The following is a 757-nucleotide window of genomic DNA, read 5'->3' as shown; positions in this document are numbered from 1 at the left end:
TTGGCTCAAATCGATCTTGCTGCCCCAAGTTCCACCACCATTAGATGATTTCGCTAGCTCATAACCTGTTAGCGTGACTGCGGCATCACCGGTATTCGCGATCTCGACCGCTTTATTATACGAGCCACCTTCTACGTACTGGGAAATGATAATTTCTGCATTCGCGTTAGCGCTAAGCGCACTGGCGATGGTTAATGCGAGTATTGAGGGTTTGATTAACGTGTCCATTGTCGTACCTGATATTTATTTAAATGCAAACTAAGCTCCGATCAGAGCCTACCATTTGCGTCTACTATCAGGTTTATTTATGAAATAAATAAGAAAGAGCAGTAAAAGCCGTGAAATAAATCACATGTGAATCTATAAAAATATGCCAAAACAGCGCATTCAAACATATTTTGTAATAAATACAGTTCAGTAGTGCAGCAGGAAAGCAAAATTAGACTAATTGCTCAGTTTATTTTTCCGTTCCATGTTATGGAATACATCAATGCTTTCTTGGTACACCAAATTATTATTTCGAGCGCTTTCATGCTTCATTAAATATAATTAATTACTAATTTAGAATATTGCTACTTTAGTTTATTTCAGGCTCTCGCTTGTTATTTACTCCCCCGCTTTGCGCACTCGCCATTTACACTTCAAATTTTTATCAATCAAAAATGATAAATTCCGACAACACAGTGGAGAAAAACATACACAAGCGTTATAAAACCAACGCGAGACAATAAGATCTCATCCATCATCTATCGTGGAA

The 757-nt window shown here is 37.6% G+C and carries 1 protein-coding gene; it reads right to left on the bottom strand.

Annotated features, from left to right (window positions below):
- Positions 1-228: lamin tail domain-containing protein (locus tag R7Z77_RS25210; RefSeq protein ID WP_318137025.1), on the bottom strand; the 228-nt coding region annotated here is incomplete at its 3' end.
- Positions 229-757 lie beyond the last annotated feature (529 nt).

The sequence above is a fragment of the Vibrio sp. 1401 genome, from assembly GCF_033340295.1.
Note: the sequence above shows the minus strand (reverse complement) of the source record. Positions and strands in the feature narration are given on the sequence as shown.